17 protein-coding genes, 1 tRNA gene and 1 riboswitch are annotated in these 18,397 nt (G+C 42.0%); of the genes, 13 read left to right on the top strand and 5 right to left on the bottom strand.

The features are described from left to right. Positions 1-3: 3 nt before the first annotated feature. The 3 genes from rsxB to IUZ65_RS11290 form a co-directional block, all read right to left on the bottom strand. Positions 4-582: an electron transport complex subunit RsxB gene (gene rsxB / locus IUZ65_RS11300; RefSeq protein ID WP_195703823.1), complete on the bottom strand. Its 579-nt coding sequence runs from the start codon at positions 580-582 to the stop codon at positions 4-6. Continuing rightward, a complete protein-coding gene (gene rsxA, locus IUZ65_RS11295; RefSeq protein WP_195703822.1) occupies positions 582-1,163 on the bottom strand; it encodes an electron transport complex subunit RsxA in 582 nt (193 codons plus the stop codon). The genes rsxB and rsxA overlap by 1 nt, the downstream gene beginning before the upstream one ends. Positions 1,164-1,399: 236 nt before the next feature. After that, a tRNA-Asn gene (locus IUZ65_RS11290) sits at positions 1,400-1,475 on the bottom strand. Positions 1,476-2,134: 659 nt separating this feature from the next. Here IUZ65_RS11290 and uvrB point away from each other — a divergent pair. The 3 genes from uvrB (at position 2,135) to IUZ65_RS11275 (ending at position 6,361) form a co-directional block, all read left to right on the top strand. Continuing rightward, positions 2,135-4,165: an excinuclease ABC subunit UvrB gene (gene uvrB / locus IUZ65_RS11285; RefSeq protein WP_195703821.1), complete on the top strand. Its 2,031-nt coding sequence runs from the start codon at positions 2,135-2,137 to the stop codon at positions 4,163-4,165. Positions 4,166-4,463: 298 nt separating this feature from the next. Beyond that, positions 4,464-5,912, top strand: coding sequence for a quorum-sensing sigma-54 dependent transcriptional regulator LuxO (luxO, locus tag IUZ65_RS11280; RefSeq protein ID WP_195703820.1), 1,449 nt, complete (start codon positions 4,464-4,466; stop codon positions 5,910-5,912). A gap of 104 nt (positions 5,913-6,016) precedes the next feature. Then, positions 6,017-6,361 (top strand): Hpt domain-containing protein, encoded by a 345-nt coding sequence (locus IUZ65_RS11275; protein WP_195703819.1) that lies wholly within the window; start codon positions 6,017-6,019, stop codon positions 6,359-6,361. Positions 6,362-6,489: 128 nt separating this feature from the next. Here IUZ65_RS11275 and yvcK read toward each other — a convergent pair whose 3' ends face one another. Continuing rightward, a complete protein-coding gene (gene yvcK, locus IUZ65_RS11270; RefSeq protein WP_195703818.1) occupies positions 6,490-7,377 on the bottom strand; it encodes a uridine diphosphate-N-acetylglucosamine-binding protein YvcK in 888 nt (295 codons plus the stop codon). A 170-nt stretch (positions 7,378-7,547) separates the two neighbouring features. Continuing rightward, positions 7,548-7,702, top strand: a riboswitch (molybdenum cofactor riboswitch). Between yvcK and moaA the strand changes: the two genes are divergently transcribed. The 10 genes from moaA to oppF all read left to right on the top strand — a co-directional run bounded on the left by moaA (position 7,691) and on the right by oppF (position 16,525). Further along, positions 7,691-8,680 (top strand): GTP 3',8-cyclase MoaA, encoded by a 990-nt coding sequence (moaA, locus tag IUZ65_RS11265; RefSeq protein ID WP_195703817.1) that lies wholly within the window; start codon positions 7,691-7,693, stop codon positions 8,678-8,680. Its footprint overlaps the riboswitch before it by 12 nt. 22 nt (positions 8,681-8,702) lie before the next feature. Continuing rightward, positions 8,703-9,215 (top strand): molybdenum cofactor biosynthesis protein B, encoded by a 513-nt coding sequence (gene moaB / locus IUZ65_RS11260; protein WP_195703816.1) that lies wholly within the window; start codon positions 8,703-8,705, stop codon positions 9,213-9,215. 6 nt (positions 9,216-9,221) lie between these two features. Continuing rightward, a complete protein-coding gene (gene moaC, locus IUZ65_RS11255) occupies positions 9,222-9,701 on the top strand; it encodes a cyclic pyranopterin monophosphate synthase MoaC (RefSeq protein ID WP_195703815.1) in 480 nt (159 codons plus the stop codon). Continuing rightward, entirely contained in the window at positions 9,698-9,943 is a 246-nt protein-coding gene (gene moaD / locus IUZ65_RS11250; protein WP_195703814.1) for a molybdopterin synthase sulfur carrier subunit, read from the top strand. Before moaC ends, moaD begins: the two co-directional genes overlap by 4 nt. Before the next feature lies 1 nt (position 9,944). Continuing rightward, positions 9,945-10,403, top strand: coding sequence for a molybdopterin synthase catalytic subunit MoaE (gene moaE / locus IUZ65_RS11245; RefSeq protein ID WP_195703813.1), 459 nt, complete (start codon positions 9,945-9,947; stop codon positions 10,401-10,403). Positions 10,404-10,949: 546 nt separating this feature from the next. Next, the gene (locus IUZ65_RS11240; protein ID WP_195703812.1) at positions 10,950-12,578 is read left to right on the top strand and encodes an ABC transporter substrate-binding protein; all 1,629 of its coding nucleotides are present in this window, start codon (positions 10,950-10,952) and stop codon (positions 12,576-12,578) included. A gap of 108 nt (positions 12,579-12,686) precedes the next feature. Beyond that, on the top strand, positions 12,687-13,607 hold the full coding sequence (gene oppB / locus IUZ65_RS11235) for an oligopeptide ABC transporter permease OppB (protein WP_195703811.1): 921 nt from the start codon (positions 12,687-12,689) through the stop codon (positions 13,605-13,607). Between the two features lie 15 nt (positions 13,608-13,622). Further along, positions 13,623-14,525, top strand: coding sequence for an oligopeptide ABC transporter permease OppC (oppC, locus tag IUZ65_RS11230; protein WP_195703810.1), 903 nt, complete (start codon positions 13,623-13,625; stop codon positions 14,523-14,525). Positions 14,526-14,555: 30 nt separating this feature from the next. Beyond that, positions 14,556-15,527: an ABC transporter ATP-binding protein gene (locus IUZ65_RS11225; RefSeq protein WP_195703809.1), complete on the top strand. Its 972-nt coding sequence runs from the start codon at positions 14,556-14,558 to the stop codon at positions 15,525-15,527. An 8-nt stretch (positions 15,528-15,535) separates the two neighbouring features. Further along, the gene (gene oppF / locus IUZ65_RS11220) at positions 15,536-16,525 is read left to right on the top strand and encodes a murein tripeptide/oligopeptide ABC transporter ATP binding protein OppF (RefSeq protein WP_195705092.1); all 990 of its coding nucleotides are present in this window, start codon (positions 15,536-15,538) and stop codon (positions 16,523-16,525) included. 316 nt (positions 16,526-16,841) lie between these two features. On the opposite strand, the gene IUZ65_RS11215 is transcribed toward oppF, so the two are convergent. Next, positions 16,842-18,320, bottom strand: coding sequence for a peptide MFS transporter (locus IUZ65_RS11215; protein ID WP_195703808.1), 1,479 nt, complete (start codon positions 18,318-18,320; stop codon positions 16,842-16,844). Positions 18,321-18,397 lie beyond the last annotated feature (77 nt).

Below are 18,397 nucleotides of genomic sequence, written 5' to 3'. Positions count from 1 at the left end.
CTTTCATTTAACTCGCGCTTCTGGTTGATCTGTTATATCTACGGCTGGAATGGTATCTAATTTCCATTTCCAGTTAGCCATGGTGGTTTCAATCGGTATCATTTCTATGCAGTCGGTTGGGCATGGAGCCACACATAAGTCGCATCCAGTACATTCGCTTTCTATTACCGTATGCAAGGCTTTAGTTCCTCCCACAATAGCGTCCACGGGGCAGGCCTGTATGCATTTTGTGCATCCAATACACATGTCTTCGTGTATATACGCGACGGTTTTAATAGGTTCGATATCATCTTGGTTTTCTGTCTCTGGTTCGACACCCATCAATTCGGCTATTTTTTCGATAGCCGCTTGTCCACCTGGCGTACACTTGCTGATACTGTCGCCGTTGGCAACGGCTTCTGCGTAAGGCCTACAACCCGGATAACCGCACTGCCCACATTGGGTTTGCGGTAAAATAGCGTCTATTTGTTCAACAATGGGGTCGCTTTCGACCTTAAAGCGAACAGAGGCGAAACCTAAAAAAGCACCAAATATACCCGCGAGGGCAGCGATAGCGAGAATAGCAATGAATATTGATACCATTACAGCTTCACCAATCCAGTAAAGCCCATAAATGCCAGAGACATTAACCCTGCGGTTATCATGGCGATAGATGCACCTTGAAATGGAGAAGGTACATCGGCGGCGGCAATTCGTTCGCGCATTGAGGCGAATAAAACTAAGACTAAGGAAAATCCGACTGCTGCACCGAAGCCGTAAATAATGGACTCAATAAAATTATGATTCTCATTAATGTTTAGCAAGGCGACGCCTAACACCGCGCAGTTTGTAGTGATGAGGGGCAAAAATATCCCGAGTAATCGATATAGCGTTGGGCTGGTTTTGTGAACAATCATCTCAGTAAATTGCACAACAAACGCAATCACCAGTATAAAGCTCATTGTCCGTAGGTATTCTATTCCTAACGGAGCCAAGATATAGGTTTCAACCAAGTAAGCGCATACGGACGCAAGTGTCAGTACGAATGTGGTTGCTAAGCCCATACCAATAGCGGTTTCCAGCTTTTTGGAAACCCCCATAAAGGGACATAAGCCCAGAAATTTAACCAGCACAAAGTTGTTAACCAGCACAGTGCCGACTAGTAACAGTAAATAGTCAGTCATGATAATTCATATTAGGAAATCCTTAATGTTATATTATCTCGTTTTGAGGCGCTAATAACAACCGAGAATCCTTAGGGTTTTTCAACATTAGTGTTGTTTTTAAGCACCATACACGGTTTTTTTGATCTCGAATTTGTAATTAGGCCTGAAAATGCCTGTTGAATGTTCATGTAGAACGTGTTTTGAATCGTTATTTTAAACGAAAAAAGCCACGTCTAAGACGTGGCTTTAAAATGTGGCTCCCCCTGCAAGACTTGAACTTGCGACATACGGATTAACAGTCCGCCGTTCTACCAACTGAACTAAGGGGGAATCGATTTGAGTTGCGAATCTTAGCGATATGGACGAAAAGTGTCAACACAGAAGTCGAATCTTTTAATAAAAAAAAATTCGCAATTACTATTGATTTTTTCAGACTGCCCATCGATAAAAGCGCCGACTTACTTATCCACCAAAATTGTGGATAAGTGTGTGAGTTAAACTTGAGTAAAAACTCACTGAATTTATTTAGAGTAAAAATACTATATGATAAAAGTGTAATTTGTTGAAATAAAAGACTTTATGTTATTTTCCGCCAATCCGTGTAATTTAGTCATCTTGTGCATAAGTTGAGTTTCGACCAAAAAATCAGCGTATTTGCACTAAACTGGGGAAAACAAGTGGATTAAAAATAATTGAAATTGAGGGTTGTATCTAGAGAGGGGCGGAGACTCTATCAAATTTTAGAAATAGGTTCTACTGTTTATGTAGTTTTACGTCACATTATTTATCTAATTATATTTTTCTCCAAACGACCAAACTGAACTCGGATTAAACCGAGCGTCAATTGATGGCTCGGTGACAAAAGTTATCTTTGCATCAGTAGATTGGATATCATGCGAAGCAATTTATTTTAGAATTCGTTATCATGCTTAACGCTGTCTTCACATGTAGAACATCGCATATTAATCATAAAGAATAAGAACATAATTATGAGCAAAGAATACAACCTAGTTTCCGATTACAAACCGTCTGGGGATCAACCTACCGCAATAGTAAAGCTATTGGATGGTCTGGAGAATGGGCTTGCACATCAAACATTGTTAGGTGTCACTGGCTCTGGAAAAACGTTTACGTTGGCGAATGTCATCGCACAATCAAAGCGACCAACCATAATCCTTGCGCCTAATAAAACACTTGCCGCGCAGCTTTATGGGGAAATGAAAGCTTTTTTCCCTAATAACGCCGTAGAGTACTTTGTTTCTTATTATGACTACTATCAGCCTGAGGCTTATGTACCAACGACAGATACCTTTATTGAAAAAGATTCTTCAATAAATTCACACATAGAACAAATGAGGCTATCCGCGACCAAAGCACTCCTAGAGCGAAAGGATGCCATAATCATTGCCTCTGTATCTGCGATTTATGGTTTAGGTGACCCCGATTCGTATCTAAAAATGATGCTACATGTAAGACGCGGAGACCATTTAAACCAACGCGATGTTATACGGCGACTAGCCGAACTTCAATACACTCGAAATGACGTATCCTTTGAACGTGGACAGTTTAGGGTTCGAGGTGAAGTGATAGATGTCTTCCCTGCAGAATCCGATCAAGAAGCGGTACGAATAGAGATGTTCGATGAAGAGATAGAATGTATAAGCCTGTTTGACCCGCTAACAGGTGCAATTAACCAGAGAGACTTGCCTAGATTTACTGTCTATCCAAAAACGCACTATGTTACTCCTAGAGAAAAAATACTAGAGTCAATTGAACATATAAAGGTAGAACTAAAGAGTCGAAAGGCCTATTTACTTGAGAATAATAAATTATTAGAAGAGCAACGAATCTCCCAAAGAACGCAGTTTGATTTGGAGATGATGAACGAACTCGGATTCTGTTCAGGTATTGAAAACTACTCTAGATACCTCAGTGGTCGAGAAGAAGGCGAGCCGCCACCGACGCTTTTTGATTATCTACCTAGTGATGGACTGTTGGTTATCGACGAGTCTCACGTGACCGTTTCTCAAATTGGCGCAATGTTTAAAGGGGATCGGTCACGAAAAGAGACCTTGGTTGAGTTTGGCTTTCGTCTTCCTTCAGCGCTAGATAATAGGCCACTTAAGTTTGATGAGTTTGAAGCATTGGCTCCGCAGACCATATTTGTATCCGCGACACCGGGTAATTATGAGCTCGAAAAATCAGGAAGCGATATCGCGGATCAAGTCGTGCGTCCCACTGGGCTTTTAGACCCAGTTATTGAAGTGCGTCCAGTGACAACGCAGGTTGATGATTTATTGTCTGAGATCCGTTTAAGGTCAGTAAAAAGTGAGCGAGTCTTAGTGACGACACTGACGAAGAGAATGGCGGAAGATCTGACAGAATATCTTCATGATCACGGTGTAAAGGTTCGGTACCTGCATTCTGATATCGATACCGTTGAACGGGTGGAAATTATTCGTGATTTGAGATTAGGCGAATTTGATGTTCTGGTAGGAATTAACCTATTAAGAGAAGGGTTGGATATGCCAGAGGTATCTCTTGTCGCCATTCTTGACGCAGACAAGGAAGGATTCTTAAGGTCAGAAAGATCGCTCATTCAGACGATAGGCCGTGCCGCAAGGAACCTAGAAGGAAGAGCCATTTTATATGGTAACTCCATTACCAAATCAATGAAAAAGGCAATGGATGAAACCAACCGTCGTAGGGGGAAACAGCAAGAACACAATGAAAAAAATGGCATCGTACCTCAGGCTTTGAAAAAGAGTATCAAAGACATTATGGAGATCGGCGACATCGCTAAAACCCGTAATCAAAGAGTCTCGAAACAAGTCCCTTTATCGAAAGTTGCTGAGCCATCACAAAATTATCAAGCATTTACACCACAACAATTAGAGAAAGAGATTATCAAATTGGAAGCGGCCATGTACCAACATGCTCAAGATTTGGAATTTGAATTAGCGGCAGAAAAGAGAGATAGAATAGATAAGCTAAGAAAACAGTTTATTGTAAACAGCTAGTTAAAAGAAATTGCAGGCAAAAAAATAGCCAACTGGAATATGTCCGGTTGGCTTCATTTTGTGGAAAACATGTCCACTAACAACGTCAGTTGGCTAGGTGACCCGTTAGGGTCGTAGTTATAAAAGCATTTATTGTGCCAATTTATTAACACAGAGATATAAAGGCTTATCTTGAATGTATCCGCACTATAGATGTGTATATTTGCATTTTGCAAAGCAAAATGCGATTCTTTCCTAAATTGCAATCAATTTTCTTTTGATTCGCTCAAATCAAACAGTATCTTTTAAAGGCTTGGATATGAAAAAACCGGATCTTGGTATGACAGCTAAGTATTTGCTTATGGTCGAAGATACCGCTTCAGTTGCGGCTTTATATCGTTCTTTTTTAACGCCTCTCGGTATCGATGTGGAAATTGTTGGTACGGGTAAAGAGGCGCTGGAATCATTGACCATCCGGATTCCGGATCTCATCCTCTTAGATTTGCGCCTTCCCGATATGACAGGTATGGATGTGCTTCACTCAGTAAAAGCATTATACCCAGAAGTCCCTATCATCTTTATGACGGCACACGGTTCGATTGATACTGCCGTAGACGCAATGCGATATGGTGCTCAGGACTTCTTAATCAAACCTTGTGAAGCGGATAGGCTCAGGGTTACGGTAAATAATGCCATACGTCGAGCTAGTAAAATCAAGGGTGGCGAAGGCGAGCGAGGAGCAAGCGTTAGTAGCTTGAATAACTATCAAGGCTTTATCGGTAGTAGTCACAATATGCTTTCGGTATACAAGACGATCGACTCCGCAGCAACAAGCAAAGCGAGTATCTTTATTACTGGTGAAAGCGGCACAGGTAAAGAGGTCTGTGCTGAAGCGATACACGCTGCGAGCCGTCGAAGAGACAAACCATTCATAGCAATTAATTGTGCCGCTATCCCGAAAGACCTAATCGAAAGTGAATTGTTTGGTCACGTTAAGGGCGCTTTCACGGGGGCTGCGACTGAACGACACGGCGCTGCAGAACTTGCTGACGGTGGGACATTGTTTTTGGATGAGCTTTGTGAAATGGATTTGGATCTGCAAACCAAACTATTGCGTTTTATTCAAACCGGTACGTTTCAAAAAGTCGGTTCCTCTAAAATGAAGAGTATTGATGTACGTTTCGTTTGTGCAACCAATAGGGACCCTTGGAAAGAGGTACAGCATGGACGTTTTAGAGAGGACCTTTATTACCGTTTGTATGTTATTCCGTTGCATTTGCCTCCATTAAGAGACCGAGGAGAGGATGTTGTCGAGATAGCCTATTCGCTTTTGGGCTATATGTCATTGGAAGAGGAAAAATCGTTTACTCGTTTTGCGCAAGATGTAATAGATAGATTCATTTCCTATGAATGGCCTGGAAATGTGCGTCAGCTACAAAATGTAATACGCAATGCTGTTGTATTAAATAATGGGAAGGAAATCACATTAAGCATGCTTCCTCCCCCAATTAACCAAATGAGCACAAAAATTGCTTTAATAAACAATAGAGAAGGATTATTGCAAGATAGATTTGGTTCAAACACCATCGGTTCTACCCATGAGGGTCTCAAACCGTTGTCTGCTGATGACATCACGCCTTTGTGGCAGGTTGAGAGAAATGTGATAGAGCAAGCCATCCAAGCCTGCGAGGGGAACATCCCCCAAGCAGCAAATGCATTAGAAGTCAGTCCATCGACTATTTACAGGAAAAAACAGTCATGGTTATAGAAAATAACGATGATGTGAACACGAAAAACATGAGCATGGAATCGACGTAGCTAATCGCTAGTTTTTTACATGCAACGAAGGAAATGTTAGGAGATCCTTAAACGGTGACGACTTATTTAAACTCCAACAAAATTGAAGACCTGTGTAACGAAATTGGCCAAGAAAATTTGCCTGTATTGTTGAACATATTTTTGGGTGAGTTAAACAGCTATCACGTTTCGCTGACGGAAAATGGTGATAACTTAGAGCGCTTGTTAAGTGACATTAGCCATGCATTAAAAAGTAGTGCCGCCAGTTTCGGTGCTGATGATTTGTGTAGAAAAGCGCTGCATATCGACGCCAAAGCCAAAGCGGGCGAGAAGGTTTCCACTGTCGAAAATCGCAATTCTCTACTGGATAGCATTGAAGCTACTATCCGTGCATATGGGGCCCTATACCAAGCAAAGTGAATTTGTGTTTAATATAGGACATAACGCCACAGGCCGCTCAAGACATCCTCGCACTTTCATGAGTGAGGATGACATTATTGTCAATGAGCCGGAGTGGCAGTGGAAACGTTTTTTAATTTAGCGTTGCACTATTTAAGTTGCTCGACAATTGCTTTGGACAGCTTGTTTCTATCGTGTCGCCAAGCCCTATTCGGCGATGCAAGATCGACAGTGACGCAACGCCACTCGTCCTCTAGATCTTGATGTGTCACGTCACCTAATACAATATCTATTTTTCTGCCTCGGCAAGCCCTTTGGCACCACTCTAGTTTTTGACGTAAAGTCATTCGTCCGGCAGGACCATATTCAGGTGATAGGTTTTCAATATAGATCAATGTCGCGTTGGTGTTTTTTAATATGGCATGCCCCAGTTCAGAAAGTAACAGAGGTGGCATAATGCTAGTAAGGAAACTACCCGGTCCAAGTATGATGCAATCGGCATGGTTAATGGCCGCAATGGCTTCACTCGTGGCAGGTACTTCTGGTTCTAAGTCCAGTCGGAGAAGGTCGGTTTCCATCTCGTCCACGCTGGTTTCACCATGAACCCAATTACCATCAACAGATAATGCTTTTAGATCAGAAGGGTGTTCGGACATAGGGATAATGTTGACATCGACTTTCAGCATGTTACGTATCAGCTGTATTGCCTCCAGAGGCCTGACGGATAAGTTATCTAATGAGGCCAACATCAGGTTGCCCAAATTATGACCATTTAATTCCCCAGAACCTTTAAATCTATACTCAAACATCATCGATTCAACAGATGGTTCAGTAATCAGCTGATTGATGCAGTTTCTCGTGTCACCCCAAGCAATACCGCCCTGACAATAACGGATGCGACCAGTAGAACCGCCGTTGTCGGTCGTCGTAACAATCCCGGTGGCATTGTTGCCAAACTTATTTAAAGCGGCCAGAACTCGTCCCAAGCCATGCCCGCCACCTATCGCAACGATTTTTTTGTTTTTATATATTTTCATTTAATACTTAACTTATTTTAATATTATGCAATAACTTGCCGTCATTTTTAATAATAAACACCTTAAGCTATTTAAAGTGTGCTTATTGATGGATTTTTCACGATTGCCTATGGAATTATACCCCGTAATTAAGTATTTTATCGAATAGCAGTTAATCTGATTTCAGTGATTAGCAGCCATAACTCCGAGCCTTTACCGCTAAGTTTGATTTTTGGCAAATGTTGAAATTCTATATGCGTTAGAGGCCAGTGACACAATGTTACAAGGGTTTGCTTAGAAATGAGTAAGCCTCCCGTATTTGGAAAGGTGTTCCGTGGCGATACAATTCGAAGATAAATTTAAACGCAAGTTTTATTACTTGCGTCTCTCTGTTACAGATGTCTGTAACTTCAAATGCACATACTGTCTTCCTGATGGCTATAAGCCTTCGGGGCGTAAAAATTCGTCTTTTTTATCCATACCGGAAGTGAAACGTATCGTTGGTGCGTTCGCTAGTTGTGGTACCTCTAAGGTACGCATAACCGGTGGTGAGCCGACTTTACGTAAAGATTTCAATGATATCGTACAAACCATTGCCACTACTGATGGAATTAACAAGGTGGCAATGACAACCAACGGGTATCGTATGGAATCTCAGGTTGCCGATTGGCGTGAGGCAGGATTAACCCACATTAACGTGAGTCTGGATAGCTTAGACCCTCGAATGTTTTACCAAATCACGGGAGAGAATAAATTTTCCAACGTGATGTCCGGTATAGATAGAGCTTTCGAGGTCGGATACGAGCAGGTCAAAGTCAACGTTGTCTTAATGAAAGATCTTAATAGCGGTGAATTACCTGCTTTTCTTAATTGGATTAAAGATCGACCTATACAGCTAAGATTTATAGAGTTGATGCAAACCGGAGAGATGGATTCATTCTTCGACAAATACCATAAATCAGGTGTGAGCATCCAGAATAAACTCATCGCAGAAGGTTGGATTCCAAAGGTAGCAGAAGCGAATGATGGGCCTGCAAAAGTATATATTCACCCTGATTACAGAGGTGAAATAGGCTTGATTATGCCTTATGAAAAGCATTTTTGTGAGAGTTGTAACCGATTAAGAGTTTCCGCGATGGGCAAATTACACCTTTGCTTGTTTGGTGAGCAAGGCGTTGAGCTCAGAGACCTTCTTCAAGAAGACACGCAAGCGGATGCATTAATCGACCGTATTCAAGCTCAACTCCAAACTAAATCAGTCAGCCACTTTCTACAAGATGGTAATACTGGAATGACGCCACATCTCGCCTCCATTGGCGGCTAAAAAATTAAATATAGGTGAAATTATGGGACACGCTGTAAGTGAATTTAAGCCAGCAAATATTGCAGTATTAACCGTTTCTGATACTCGTACAGAAGAAAATGACACGTCTGGGCAGTACTTTGTCAATCAACTAAAAGAAGCGGGACACCATCTAGCGGATAAAAAAATTGTCATCGATGACAAATATAAAATCCGCGCGATAGTTTCACAATGGATAGCAGATGAAGGAATTCATGTCATCATGATTACTGGCGGTACGGGATTTACTTCAAGAGACAGTACGCCAGAAGCTCTTGTGCCACTATTTGACAAGCAGGTTGAAGGGTTTGGTGAACTATTTCGCCAGGTTTCTTATGAAGAGATTGGTACCTCAACCATTCAATCACGTGCCATTGCAGGTTTTGCAAATCATACGATCGTATTCGCGACACCTGGTTCAACTGGCGCATGTAGAACGGCGTGGACAAAGATTATCAAGCAACAATTAGATGCGAGTCATCGCCCTTGTAACTTTATGCCTCATTTGTCGGTGTAGCCTTGTATGGAACAGTTTACTCATATTAACGCCTCTGGCGAAGCCAACATGGTTGACGTATCTGCGAAAGCAGAAACAGTAAGAGAAGCAAGAGCGGAAGCCTTTGTTCATATGGCACCAGAAACATTGAACTTGATTGTTTCTGGTAGTCACCATAAAGGTGATGTGTTCGCCACAGCTCGAATTGCTGGAATACAAGCGGCCAAAAGAACATGGGATTTGATTCCACTTTGTCACCCTTTACTGCTGACTAAGGTAGAAGTTCAACTTGAAGCTATTGAAGAAGATAGTGTCGTTCGAATTGAATCTCTGTGTAAACTCTCGGGTAAAACGGGTGTGGAGATGGAAGCACTAACAGCAGCATCGGTTGCGGCATTGACTATCTATGACATGTGCAAGGCCGTACAAAAAGATATGGTGATTAGTCAGGTTAGACTACTTGAAAAAAGTGGTGGAAAATCGGGACACTTTAAGGCGGAAAAATGATCAAAGTACTTTTTTTTGCTCAAACTAGAGAGCTACTAGACCTTGATGGACTCGATATCGAGTCTAACTATACAACCGCTGAAGAGCTGCGCGCTTATTTATGCGAAAAAGGCGATAAGTGGTCTCTAGCTTTGGCTCCGGGGAAACTACTCGTTGCTATCAATCAGACCATCTCCCCGCTTGATAGTATGATAAAAGATGGCGATGAAGTGGCTTTCTTTCCACCCGTCACAGGTGGGTAATATGACGTATTCCGTTTCTGTAATGCGTGAAGACTTCTCTGTGGCAGAAGAATACGATTTGTTAGCACAGGGGTCATCTGCCGGTGCTGTCGCCATGTTTTCCGGCAAAGTAAGAGACATGAATTTGGGCAGTAATGTTACGGGGCTTACGCTAGAGCATTACCCTGGCATGACTGAAAAAGCACTTTCTGATATCTGTCAGCAAGCACTAGAGCGTTGGCCGCTGCAAAAAGTGCGTGTGATACATCGGATTGGTGATCTCGATATTGGTGATCAAATTGTCTTTGTTGGGGTAACAAGCGCCCATCGTGGTGCCTCTTTTGAAGCATGCGAATTTGTAATGGACTTTCTTAAAACCAAAGCGCCATTTTGGAAAAAAGAAAGGACAACAGAAGCATGTCGTTGGATTGACTCTCGGGCGTCGGATCATAAAGCCGCTTCTCGTTGGACTGAAAAATGATCAGATAATCTATAACCCAATGACGATGACTAGCCAAGCTATACTGCTTGGCTTTTTTACATCCTAAGGTTTTACACTTATGAATAAAGGTGTAAAACTTTCGTTCCAATGCGTTGAATTGACATTGTGTTCAGATATTCACCTATATGGTTACTACTATCCCCCATACTAGAGATAGATAATGAATAATAAGTCATGCAGCTTAACCTTATAGAGTGTAAGCTCATGTTAATTAAGATTTAGGTTGTGGTTTGTTATGGGTAAAGTGAATTTATATTAACTAAACTCTGATTTTTCACCCATTTATGGTGAATCCTTTTTGATAGAGTGCTTTTTAGGCAAACAATCTAAAACATTGACCTAGTCGAAATAATAAAGCGCTAGTTAGGCCGTTTTATGGAAAATTGAACGAATGATTGGTAGTGTGTTCAGCAATCTTTTTGGGTTTTAGAGCGTTTTTGTTAGAAACGTTCTGAATGGTCTATCGTTCGGACACCTATAAAAAAGACGTCATGGATGCTAATAAAAAAATTTGGAGTTAAATGCATGTTCAAAAATAAAATCACACAAACCCTTTTACTGGGCGCAAGCTTAACCGTTGCTGCTACCTCTTTTACAACTCTTGCAGCAAATGTTCCTGCAGGTACTAAACTTGCTAAAGTGCAAGAATTAGTGCGCGGTAACGGTACAGAAGTAGCGTCAATTGACCCTCATAAGACGCAAGGTGTACCTGAATCTCACGTAATTCGTGAGCTTTTAGAAGGTCTCGTAAACCAAGACGCTAATGGTAATACTATTCCCGGTGTGGCGGAGTCTTGGGAAACAAAAGATAATAAAACATTTATTTTCCATCTACGTAAAGATGCGAAGTGGTCCAATGGTGACCCAGTAACAGCTCATGACTTTGAGTACAGCTTTAAAAGAGCGGTTGATCCGGCGACAGCCTCGCCATATTCATGGTACTTAGAAATGACGACCATGAAAAATTCAGCCGATATCATTGCAGGAAAAGCGGATAAAGAAACGCTTGGCGTGAAAGCGATTGATGATTATACGTTCCAAGTTGATCTAGAAACAGCAGTTCCATATTTTGTAGTAATGATGGGACATACAACCGTTAAGCCAGTACACCAAGCTACAGTAGAAAAATTTGGTGATAAGTGGACTAAACCAGAAAACTTTGTTGGTAATGGTGCATTTGTTGTTAACAAATGGGTTGTCAATGAACGTATGGAAATGGTGCCTAACAAATTTTATTGGGACAATGACAAAACAGTATTGACCAAGGTAACGTTTTTACCAATTGAAAATCAAGTCGCAGACATGAACCGTTTCTTAGCAGGTGAAATTGATTTCACTTACGAGATTCCGAATGAACACTTTAAACGACTGAAAAAAGACCATGCTGAAGAGCTTTCAATTAAAGGTGACTTGTGTACGTATTACTATATCTTTAATACAAACAAAGCACCATTCGATGACCTTCGCGTACGCAAAGCCCTTTCGTATACTATAGATCGTGGCATCATTAGTGGTGCACTGCTAGGTCAAGGTCAGAAACCAGCTTATTTCTTAACACCAGAAATCACTGCTAATTTCGACCCTGTGACACCAGCATACGGCAAATTGACTCAAAAAGAGCGTATTGCTGAAGCTAAACAACTTCTTGATGAAGCGGGTTACGGCGAAGGAAATCCTCTTTCATTTACTCTATTGTATAACACCTCAGAAAATCATAAAAAGATTGCTGCGGCTGTCCAATCTATGTGGAAAAAGAGCTTAGGCGTTAACGTAATGCTTGAGAACCAAGAATGGAAAACCTACTTAGATAGTAAAGACCAAGGTAACTTTGAAGTGGCTCGCGCAGGTTGGTGTGGAGATTACAACGAAGCGACAACATTCTTGACGTTGATGGAAAGTGGCAATACGACAGGCGGAATTCACTATTTAAGTGATGAGTATGATGCGTTGATTCAAAGAGCACTTAATTCAACTTCTGATGAAGAACGAGCTAAAATCTACTTAGAAGCTGAAGCACAATTGACAAAAGATATGCCTATCGCACCAATCTATCAATACGTGAAAGCTCGTCTAGTTAATCCTAAATTGGGTGGTTATCCAATCGGTAACGTAGAAGACAAAATTTACTCAAAAGATTTATACATCAAAGAGTAAATTCATCTAAATAATAATAATAACTTTAGGCACTGCATGTGAAGTTCACATGCAGCGTCTTTTTGTTTATCAAGATATACACTGTCACAGACTGAAAAGAGTGAGTTTATGTTTAAATTCATCGCGAAAAGAGTATTAGAAGCGATACCAACGATGTTGGTATTGATAACAATTTCTTTTTTCCTTATGCGCTTTGCTCCCGGAAATCCGTTTTCATCAGAGCGTCCATTACCTCCAGAGGTAATGGCAAACATTAATGCTAAATATGGCTTAGATAAGCCAGTCCATGAGCAATATTTGACGTACTTGACCAACATTATTCAGGGCGATTTTGGACCTTCATTTAAATACAAAGATTTTACGGTAAATGAGCTCGTTGCGAGCGCGTTACCCGTGTCTGCTAAAATTGGTTTTACCGCCTTTATTTTTACTCTCTTTATGGGGGTAGGGGTCGGAACCTTAGCTGCACTCCGGCAAAATACGTGGGTAGATTACACGATTATGTCGACGGCTATGATCGGGGTGGTGATGCCCTCCTTTGTGTTGGCACCTGCATTAATTTACCTATTTTCTATTAACTTAGGTTGGTTTCCCGCAGGTGGTTGGTTAGATGGCTCCTTTCAATACATGTTATTGCCTGTTATTGGTATGTCTTTATTGTATGTGGCGACATTTGCTCGTATTACCCGTGGTAGCATGATAGAGACACTGAATAGTAACTTTATCCGTACTGCACGAGCTAAGGGTCTTAGTTACCCCTATATTGTCTTAAAGCACGCGCTTAAGCCGGCAATGTTACCCGTTGTTTCTTATATGGGGCCTGCTTTTGTCGGTATTATTACTGGTTCAGTTGTTATCGAAACCATATTTGGTCTACCAGGTATCGGAAAATTGTTCGTTAACGCGGCATTTAATCGAGATTATTCGCTAGTAATGGGAGTCACCATTTTGATTGGTTTCCTCTTCATTCTATTCAACACCGTTGTTGATATTTTATTAGCGGCTATTGATCCAAAAATTCGTTATTAATTGGGTACAGATATTATGTTAACGAAAAAAGAAAACCTAGATGCGATCGAAAAGTTCTCAGAGAACTTAGAAATTGAAGGCCGCAGCTTATGGCAAGATGCACGAATCCGATTTATGCGCAATAAAGCCGCGATGGTGAGCCTTGCAATATTAACGGTTATGATTCTGGCGGTCATTTTTCTGCCGATGATTGCCGAGTTTGCCTATGACGATACAGATTGGTATTCCTTGCATGCTGCTCCCTCTGCGGAGCATATATTTGGTACCGACAGTTTAGGCCGTGACCTCTATGTTCGTACTCTTGTAGGCGGACGTATCTCGCTAATGGTGGGTGTGTTAGGTGCGTTTGTCGCCGTGTTAATTGGCACTCTTTATGGCGCCACTTCAGGCTATATTGGCGGAAGAACTGACCGTGTCATGATGCGTATTCTGGAAATATTATACGCGGTTCCATTTATGTTCCTCGTGATTGTTCTTGTGACCTTTTTTGGCCGAAATATTGTATTAATATTTGTCGCTATTGGTGCGATTGCATGGCTGGACATGGCGCGTATTGTACGTGGACAAACCCTTAGTTTGCGAAACAAAGAGTTTATCGAAGCGGCGCATGTGAGTGGCGTGAGTAACTGGAAGATCATTACTCGCCATATTATTCCAAACGTACTTGGTATTGTCGCGGTATATTCTACTCTACTTATCCCAAGCATGATCTTAACGGAATCGTTCTTGTCTTTCCTAGGGCTTGGCGTTCAGGAGCCGATGACGAGTTGGGGAGCGTTGCTACAAGAAGGGTCACAGACGATGGAAGTGGCTATTTGGCAGTTGGTTTTCCCTGCAATATTTATGGTGGTAACACTGTTTTGCTTTAACTATGTTGGTGACGGTCTTCGTGACGCGTTGGATCCTAAAGACAGATAAGCCCTAGGCTTAAATATACTGGAAAGATAAATGAGTTTATTAGATGTCAAAGACCTGCGTGTCGAATTTACCACACAAGATGGTACCGTAACCGCAGTTAACGATTTAAATTTCTCGCTAGAACAAGGTGAGACATTGGGTATTGTGGGAGAGTCTGGTTCGGGTAAATCTCAAACCGTATTCGCCATTATGGGGCTACTTGCCAAAAACGGTATCATTAAAGGCAGCGCTAAGTTCGAAGGCAGAGAAATTTTAAATCTACCTGAAGTTGAACTTAACAAAGTCCGTGCTGAGCAGATCGCGATGATCTTCCAAGACCCAATGACTTCACTTAACCCTTATATGAAAGTTAGCAGTCAGCTAATGGAAGTATTAATGCTACACAAAGGCATGGGAAAGGCAGAAGCATTTGAAGAATCCGTACGTATGCTTGAAGCCGTGAAAATTCCTGAAGCTCGTAAGCGTATAACGATGTATCCCCATGAGTTTTCTGGCGGTATGCGTCAACGTGTGATGATAGCGATGGCACTACTTTGTCGCCCTAAGTTGCTGATTGCCGATGAGCCGACAACGGCACTCGATGTTACCGTACAAGCACAGATCATGGATCTGCTTAATGATCTCAAAAAAGAGTTCAATACGGCTATTATCATGATTACTCATGACTTGGGTGTTGTCGCGGGTTCTTGTGAGAAAGTGTTGGTGATGTACGCCGGGCGTACGATGGAATATGGGTCGGTTGATGAAATATATTATGAGCCGAGTCACCCTTACACGGAGGGTTTACTAAGGGCCATTCCGCGTTTAGATACGGAAGGTGATGTGCTACCAACTATTCCCGGAAATCCACCAAACTTACTTCATTTGCCGACGGGTTGCCCTTATCAAGAGCGTTGTCACCGTGTGACAGATCGTTGTAAGCAAGAAGCACCTATTTTGATGCCATTTGGTGATGACCGTCAGCGTGCTTGTTTTTCTAATTGGGAGACATGGACCAAATGAGTGATCAAATGAATACAGAAAAAGAGCTACTTTTAGATGTAAGTAACCTGAAAGTTCACTTTAGCATTGCTTCAAAATCAGCATGGCCGTGGTCAAAACCCGCCAACCTTAAAGCGGTCGACGGCGTAGATGTTCGTCTGTTTAAGGGAGAGACTCTTGGAGTAGTCGGTGAGTCAGGGTGCGGAAAATCGACATTTGCTCGTGCTATTGTTGGTTTGGTAGAGGCGACTGAAGGCGAAGTGATGTGGCTAGGTCAGGACTTGCTTAAGATGCAAGCCGTCGAGCGTCGAAACACCCGTAAAGACATTCAGATGATCTTTCAGGACCCGCTTGCATCATTGAACCCTCGCATGAACATTGGCGATATTATCGCAGAGCCGTTGCAAACTTTTTATCCTAAGTTATCTAAGCAAGAGGTTAAGCTTCAAGTCAAAGAGATGATGGATAAGGTAGGTTTGTTACCCAACTTGATCAACCGATATCCACATGAATTTTCTGGTGGACAGTGTCAGCGGATAGGCATTGCCCGTGCACTTATCCTTAATCCTAAAATGATTATCTGTGATGAACCCGTATCAGCGCTGGATGTTTCAATTCAAGCGCAAGTGGTGAATTTACTCAAAGAGCTGCAAGATGAACTAGGTTTGAGTTTGGTCTTTATCGCGCACGATTTGTCGGTAGTGAAGCACATTTCGGATCGCGTGTTGGTGATGTATTTAGGCAATGCTGTTGAGCTTGCTGAAGGGAAAGAACTGTTTGCAACACCAAAGCACCCTTACACGAAAGCATTGATGTCCGCAGTACCAATTCCTGATCCGAAAATTGAACGTGCAAAAGTAATTCAAATACTGGAAGGGGATCTACCGTCGCCTATTAATCCACCGTCAGGCTGTGTATTCCGCACGCGTTGCCCAATTGCAACAGAGGCATGTGCAAAGCAAAAACCTGAGCTTAAAGGGACAGACAAGCACGCTGTGTCGTGTATCCATGTCGACTAACGAGTTGATTTTTATTTAGCCTGTGACAGGCTCAAGCGCAGTGTCTTTATGAGCTGCGTTTTTTTTGTATCTAATCTTTAGCGAACTCTCGTCATTTTCATAAAAATGTAATGCTGTTCGGTTAGTGCTAAATACTTCGTCATTCCCGTGAAAACGGGAATCTTGGTGATATTAGATCCCCATTTTCATGGGGATGACGTCGGTTTTCATGGGAATCTGGATGGTGTAAGGTCCCCACTTTCGTGGGGATGAGGGTGATTTTTCTGAGGATGGTAGGTTTGAATAGCCTTATTAAAACAAGAAAGTCGAGTTTCTGTTAATTTTCTTTAGAAAGCTCTAGGTTCTGAGCGTCTTGTTCCTTCGCGCTGTTTAGCATCTTACGGATGATGTAAGAGGCGATAAGAGCCACTGCCACCATAACGACAGCAAGAACCGTTAACGTACTAAAGTAGCTACCGTAGACGTCTTTAACAATCTCTTGTGTGATCACTTGGCCTTTCTCTAACGCAATAGACGTCGAGAACACAGCACCAACAATACCACTGAGTGCGATAGCAACTGAAAATAAACTTACCGAAAAGTTTTCAATATGCTTTGGCGCCACTGAAAGGATGAAAGCAACAACTAGGCTGCCTACAATCACCTCGGCAAATGCTTGGAAGAAGTGGATAGCTAAGAAGATTTCAGGACGAATAATAACATCCGCGCCAATACTTAATACTGCGGCCGCCAAGATACCAAACGCGATTGCCGTCAAGATAAAGGCAATCGCGATCTTCGTTGCCGTAGACAAAGCGATACCACGTTTTTCTAAACTAGAAAAAGTATATGCGATTACCGGTCCAGCAACCATACACCATAATGGGTTCATCGCCATTGAGGCTTCTGGTGCAATAGGGATAATGCCAAACAGATCACCGCGCATTGTGTTGATGGTTACCATTGTCATGGATGTCATCATCTGACCATAGTAAACGAAAAAAGCGGTCGTTAAGGCCGTGATAATGAGGATAGTCCCCATTTTTAGTGCATCAGATCGGCCCGCTTTAAACATCAACGAAATGAAGTACAAAATAGCCGCCGCACCGATTGCGTAAACGATATTCTGGCCAATATCCATGTTTGAGAACATGAAAAATACCAACCCTATCATTGCAATTGATGTGCTCGCGAACGCCACCCAGTTTTTTGCGCTAACGGGTTGTTGGTCGATATCCGCAGCAGCATTAACCAATGGCTTTCTAAAGATAACCAACACGAAGAATGCGAGTGCAGCGAGTATGCCAGACGCTAAGAAACTACCATGGAAACCAATAGCAAGCACTAACATGGGGAAGGTGTACTGACCGATCAAGGCACCAACATTATTGATGGAATAGTTGACTGGATAGCCATTTTCAAAACTTTCTTGCGATGCGAATGTACGTTTAAAGAGACTAGGGTAAGAAGGAGACATTAATCCGCGCGCATAACTCGCTAAGGCGATACCGACCAGTGCTAATGGTACGTTCTGAGCAGAAGCGCCGAGAACCAACAATATGTAGCCAGAAGCGAAGACAAAATAACTGATGGTAAGTGAACGATAAGCCCCCAGAAACTTATCGGCGATAAAGCCACCAACGATAGCAAAAAGAGGACCAATAGCAGAAAAAGCTCCAACAACCATCATTGTATCCGCTTCGCTATACCCCAAATCTTCTAGGAAGAAACGAGTTAAAATGACCATCACACCGTAAAAAGATAAGCCAAACATCATTTGGCAGAACATCATCGACTTATTAAGTCTATTCCACATATTATTATCCTATGTTAATTAAAAAAACTAGTTTATATACGCGGTAATTTTATCATTTTGTAGAGTAATACATTGTT

This window comes from Vibrio sp. VB16 (assembly GCF_015594925.2).
GTDB lineage: Bacteria > Pseudomonadota > Gammaproteobacteria > Enterobacterales > Vibrionaceae > Vibrio.
Note: the sequence above shows the minus strand (reverse complement) of the source record. Positions and strands in the feature narration are given on the sequence as shown.

What these genes read in the sequence shown, in the direction of transcription:
- rsxB (WP_195703823.1), bottom strand. Translation starts at nt 582, where the DNA reads ATGGTATCAATATTCATTGCTATTCTCGCTATCGCTGCCCTCGCGGGT.
- rsxA (WP_195703822.1), bottom strand. Translation starts at nt 1,163, where the DNA reads ATGACTGACTATTTACTGTTACTAGTCGGCACTGTGCTGGTTAACAAC.
- uvrB (WP_195703821.1), top strand. Translation starts at nt 2,135, where the DNA reads ATGAGCAAAGAATACAACCTAGTTTCCGATTACAAACCGTCTGGGGAT.
- luxO (WP_195703820.1), top strand. Translation starts at nt 4,464, where the DNA reads ATGAAAAAACCGGATCTTGGTATGACAGCTAAGTATTTGCTTATGGTC.
- yvcK (WP_195703818.1), bottom strand. Translation starts at nt 7,377, where the DNA reads ATGAAAATATATAAAAACAAAAAAATCGTTGCGATAGGTGGCGGGCAT.
- moaB (WP_195703816.1), top strand. Translation starts at nt 8,703, where the DNA reads ATGGGACACGCTGTAAGTGAATTTAAGCCAGCAAATATTGCAGTATTA.
- moaC (WP_195703815.1), top strand. Translation starts at nt 9,222, where the DNA reads ATGGAACAGTTTACTCATATTAACGCCTCTGGCGAAGCCAACATGGTT.
- moaD (WP_195703814.1), top strand. Translation starts at nt 9,698, where the DNA reads ATGATCAAAGTACTTTTTTTTGCTCAAACTAGAGAGCTACTAGACCTT.
- moaE (WP_195703813.1), top strand. Translation starts at nt 9,945, where the DNA reads ATGACGTATTCCGTTTCTGTAATGCGTGAAGACTTCTCTGTGGCAGAA.
- IUZ65_RS11240 (WP_195703812.1), top strand. Translation starts at nt 10,950, where the DNA reads ATGTTCAAAAATAAAATCACACAAACCCTTTTACTGGGCGCAAGCTTA.
- oppB (WP_195703811.1), top strand. Translation starts at nt 12,687, where the DNA reads ATGTTTAAATTCATCGCGAAAAGAGTATTAGAAGCGATACCAACGATG.
- oppC (WP_195703810.1), top strand. Translation starts at nt 13,623, where the DNA reads ATGTTAACGAAAAAAGAAAACCTAGATGCGATCGAAAAGTTCTCAGAG.
- IUZ65_RS11225 (WP_195703809.1), top strand. Translation starts at nt 14,556, where the DNA reads ATGAGTTTATTAGATGTCAAAGACCTGCGTGTCGAATTTACCACACAA.
- oppF (WP_195705092.1), top strand. Translation starts at nt 15,536, where the DNA reads ATGAATACAGAAAAAGAGCTACTTTTAGATGTAAGTAACCTGAAAGTT.
- IUZ65_RS11215 (WP_195703808.1), bottom strand. Translation starts at nt 18,320, where the DNA reads ATGTGGAATAGACTTAATAAGTCGATGATGTTCTGCCAAATGATGTTT.